Origin of the sequence: Roseomonas genomospecies 6, from assembly GCF_008365375.1 — a bacterium.
GTDB lineage: Bacteria > Pseudomonadota > Alphaproteobacteria > Azospirillales > Azospirillaceae > Azospirillum.
This window is the reverse complement of record NZ_QOKW01000063.1, coordinates 1-4,380: the sequence shown is the minus strand read 5'-3', so window position 1 is coordinate 4,380 and position 4,380 is coordinate 1. Positions and strand designations below refer to the sequence as shown.

Here is a 4,380-nt window from a genome sequence, read left to right as displayed (position 1 = left end):
TCCCGCTGTTCGCCCTGTCGGGCATCGAGGGGCGCCTGTTCGCGCCGCTGGGCGTGGCCTACATCGTTTCCATCCTCGCCAGCCTGCTCACCGCGATCACCGTCACGCCGGTGCTGTCCTACTACCTGCTGCCGCGCCTGAAGCGGCTGGAGGAGCACGACAGTTGGCTGGTCCGCAAGCTGAAGGCCGGGAACGCCCGGCTCCTGGGCTGGGCCTTCGCCAACCCGGGGACGCTGTTCGCCACGGTGGGGGCCGCCGTCCTGATCGCCACGGCGACGGTGCCGAGCCTGCCACGCGCCTTCCTGCCGCCGTTCAACGAGGGCACGCTGACCATCTCCATGGTGCTGAACCCCGGCATCTCGCTGGCCGAATCCAACCGGGTCGGGCTGGCGGCGGAGAGGCTGATCATGCAGGTGCCCGAGGTGGCCTCCGTCGGGCGCCGCACCGGGCGCGCCGAACTCGACGAGCACGCCGAGGGCGTCCACTCCAGCGAGATCGACGTCGACCTGAAGCCGTCCGAACGCAGCCGGGCCGAGGTGCTGGCCGACGTGCGCGCCCGGCTGGCGGCCCTGCCGGTGTCGGTGAACATCGGCCAGCCGATCTCGCACCGGCTCGATCACATGCTCTCCGGGGTGCGGGCGCAGATCGCGTTGAAGGTCTACGGCGAGGACCTGGACACCTTGCGCAGCCTCGCCGGGCAGCTTCAGCAGAAGCTCGCGGGCGTTCCGGGACTGGTCGACCTCCAGATCGAGAAGCAGGTCCGCATTCCGCAGGTCCAGGTGGTCGTGGACTACGAGCGGGCGGCGCTCTACGGCGTGACCCCGGCCATGGCGACCGAGGCGCTGGAGAGCCTGTCCAACGGCCGCGTGGTGTCGGAGATCGTCGACGGCACCCGGCGTTTCGACGTGGTGCTGCGCCTGTCGGACGAGGACCGCACCACCAGCGGCCTGGCGAACCTGCTGGTCGAGACCCCGGCGGGCCGGGTGCCGCTCAGCCTCTTCGCCTCGGTCGAGGAAACGGACGGCCCCAACCAGATCCTGCGGGAGAACGGCAAGCGCCGCATCGTCATCCTCGGCAACTCCGACGGACGGACGGACATGGCGCAGATCGTCGTGGGCATCCGCAATGTCGTCTCCATGTCGCCGCTGCCGCCCGGCTACTTCACCAGCCTGGAGGGCACCTTCCAGGCGCAGGAGGAGGCGTCGAAGACCATCGCCGCGTTGTCGCTGGTGTCCCTGGCGATGATCTTCCTGGTGCTGTACAGCCGCTACCGCTCGGCCGTGCTGGCCCTGATCGTCATGGGCAACGTGCCGCTGGCCCTCATCGGCAGCGTCGCGGCGCTGTGGATCGCCGGGCAGCCGCTGTCGGTCGCCTCGATGATCGGCTTCATCACGTTGACCGGCATCAGCACGCGCAACGGCATCCTGAAGATCAGCCACTGCATCAACCTGGTCCTGCACGAGGGCGAGACCTTCGGCAAGGCCATGGTGATCCGGGGCAGCCAGGAGCGCCTGACACCCGTGCTGATGACCGCGCTTTCGGCGGGGGTGGCGCTGGTGCCGCTGATGATCGGCGCCGACGCGCCGGGCAAGGAGATCCTGCACCCGGTCGCCGTCACCATCTTCGGCGGGCTGGTCAGCGCGACCCTGCTCGACACCGTCCTGACCCCGGTCCTCTTCCTCAAGCTCGGCGAGAAGCCGCTGAATCGTCTGGTCGCCGCCCAGGCCGGTTCGCTGCGCCCGGCCGAGGCCTATTGATCCCCTCACCCGGTCCATCCAGAAGGAAACCATCGTGAAGTTCTCGACCCTCCTGCTCGCCGCCGCCCTCTTCACCGCCCCGGCCACGGCCTTCGCCGACGGCCCGAAGATCGGCCCGAACGGCGGCCAGCGCGCCGACGCGGGTCCCTACCACGTCGAAATCGTGCTCAAGGGCAACGACGTTGTCCTGTACGTGACCGATGGCGCCGACAAGCCGGTGGATGTGACCGGCGCCAAGGCCGAGGCGACCGTCCTGGCGAACAAGCAGACCCAGAAGGTCGCGCTCGAACCCTCGGGCGGCAACGCCCTCAAGGGGCAGGCGAACCTCGGCGGCGCGCACGACAGCGTGAAGGTGGTCACCGCGCTGACCATGCCCGGCCAGAAGCCGGTGCAGGCCCGCTTCGAAATGGGCCACGCGGGTCATTGAGATCGGCATGGGCGGCATCAGGATTCCCGCTCCATGCCGCCCCGCAAGCAAGGAGATGCGCGATGATCGCCAAGAAGAAACTCGCCACGATGGCTGCCGCCCTGCTGGTCGGTGCCGTGGTCGCCGGACCGGTCCGGGCGGCCGAGACCCTCAAGCTGAACGTGTGCTGGGGGATGTGGTGATGAAGGCGATGAAGATTGGCGTTGGCTTGGCCATGGGTGCGGCGATCACGGTGGCTGGCGTCTTCCTGCTCGCTGGACCCAAGGCAGGCGCCGATCCAACCGACGCCGCCCAGGTTGCCCAGGGCAAGGCGGTCTACGCGGAGCAGTGCGCGTCGTGCCACGGCGCGCGGCTCGAGGGCCAGCCGGAGTGGCAAAGCCGCAAGCCGAACGGCCGTCTGCCCGCGCCGCCGCACGACGCCTCCGGGCACACATGGCACCACCCCGACGCCGACCTCTTCAGAATCACCAAGCAAGGCGTCGTTGAGTTCGCCCCGCCCGGCTACGAAAGCGACATGCCCGCCTTCGGCGGCGTGCTGAACGATGCCGAGATCTGGGCGGTCCTGGCCTTCATCAAGAGCTCCTGGCCCGAGGATATCCGTCGTCGCCACGCCGCCCTGAGCGAACGCGCGAAGAAGTGAGGACCGCTTGAACAAACGCGGGGGCACCGACGCCGGGCATGCGAAGGGAGAAGCGAACATGCACGACCACCACGCCGGTCCCGACGACCGGCCCAAGGTGAAGGCACCCGTGTGCGGCATGGCTCTGGAGCCGGTTGGAGCCACCCTTGAGGAAGCGCCCAATCCGGAACAGGCGTTCGGCCGGAAGAGGTGCACGCCGTCAGCGTCGATCAGGAGGGGGCGGTGTTGCCCCCTCCATCACGATGATGCGGACCTGAAACCGTGCCATTCTTCACACGCTTTCCCGGTAGCAATCTTACCCGCAGGATGATTCCCAAGCCGACAAGAGCGTGCGACCTTGAAAACGAGTGTTGTTGGTCACTTCAAGAGCAGAACTTTACATAACGATCCGCGGTGCGTCCTAAAAAGGTTATGCATACCAAATTATTGTAAACTTTTTATAAGAATTTGAATTTCAACGATGTTTCGGTGCCCCTACCCAAAGCATGATCAAATTCGTAAAGTTTAACACTATTCCGGCATGAAAATCTTTACATTAGACGCTCGCGGCGGGTCGGATCTTTGATCCGACCCGCCGCGAGCGTAAGGGGAGCACGAGGGGACACCCTCGTTTTGCTGCAAGCAAAGCAAACCCGAGAGCCGCCAGGAAGGATGAACTCCTGCCTTCCTAAGGTTCATCCAGGACTAGGCGCAACCGCTTCATTTTTCTGAAGGTAATCGAGGGCCCCGCCGGGTCGCTCTTGTTTGTCCTGACATACGCTTCCTGTTTGCAACCACCGCGTCAAGAAGGTCTTCCGCCAAGCGGCGATCAGCTTCATCGAGCAGTGACAATGCGTCCAGGAACCTCTTCTTCTGAAGATCGGCTTCCTGCGTGGGCGGTGCCTCGAAAAAGCTCGCGACGGGCACATCCAGTTCACGAGCAAACGTGATCAATGTGTCCACCGAAGGGCGGGAATGCCGGTTTTCTATGTTGGAAACAGCTTGCGTCGATAGACCCGCACGGGAGGCGAGTTCCTCTTGGGACACTCCCCGCGCCTGCCGAAACTCCCTCAATCTTTTAGCTATGATGTCGTGCATCCCCGCCCCCGTCGGCGACGGAGTATCAGCCGTAAGGGTCAGCTTGACCATAAACTGCTGGTGTATTATTTATCCACTGACAGAGTGCTTTGGCTGCTTGCCATTGTCAACATTCCACACCCTTCGATGAAGGGCGATGGGTTCTGCCTCGCGGTGTCTATCCTTGCGCATCAAGGAGAAAGCGAACCCTTCCGGATTTCCGAACCCTTCCGGATTTCGATAGCCGTCAAAGACAGAGGAGGCACTGAATGCACGTTTCCTACGACGCCTATATTCAGAGTCTGTCCAGAAAGATTATTTCCGAGCGAGGCGGCGGAGCATGAGACGGATCATGGCGAGGCGGATGAAGGCCACGGAGGTGCGGAGGTATAGTTCGTAATGGCGCACCAAGCGGCGGCAGCGGGTGAGCCATGACAGGGTTCTCTCGACCAGCCACCGTTTCGGGAGCACGACAAAGCCCTTGGCCTGATCGGAGCGCT

Annotated in this window: 5 protein-coding genes; 3 read left to right on the top strand and 2 right to left on the bottom strand. The window is 64.5% G+C overall.

Annotated features, from left to right (window positions below; genetic code table 11):
• The 3 genes from DS843_RS30640 to DS843_RS30630 all read left to right on the top strand — a co-directional run.
• On the top strand, positions 1-1,757 hold a 1,757-nt coding region (locus tag DS843_RS30640), incomplete at its 5' end, for an efflux RND transporter permease subunit (protein ID WP_149472589.1).
• Positions 1,758-1,791: 34 nt separating this feature from the next.
• On the top strand, positions 1,792-2,184 hold the full coding sequence (locus tag DS843_RS30635; RefSeq protein ID WP_149472588.1) for a hypothetical protein: 393 nt from the start codon (positions 1,792-1,794) through the stop codon (positions 2,182-2,184).
• Positions 2,185-2,365: 181 nt separating this feature from the next.
• Positions 2,366-2,824, top strand: a complete 459-nt coding sequence (locus DS843_RS30630; protein WP_149472587.1) for a c-type cytochrome — start codon at positions 2,366-2,368, stop codon at positions 2,822-2,824.
• A gap of 699 nt (positions 2,825-3,523) precedes the next feature.
• On the opposite strand, the gene DS843_RS30625 is transcribed toward DS843_RS30630, so the two are convergent.
• Together DS843_RS30625 and DS843_RS30620 are read right to left on the bottom strand one after the other, a co-directional pair.
• Positions 3,524-3,901, bottom strand: a complete 378-nt coding sequence (locus DS843_RS30625) for a helix-turn-helix domain-containing protein (protein WP_167525547.1) — start codon at positions 3,899-3,901, stop codon at positions 3,524-3,526.
• A gap of 294 nt (positions 3,902-4,195) precedes the next feature.
• On the bottom strand, positions 4,196-4,380 hold a 185-nt coding region (locus tag DS843_RS30620; RefSeq protein WP_149468102.1), incomplete at its 5' end, for a transposase.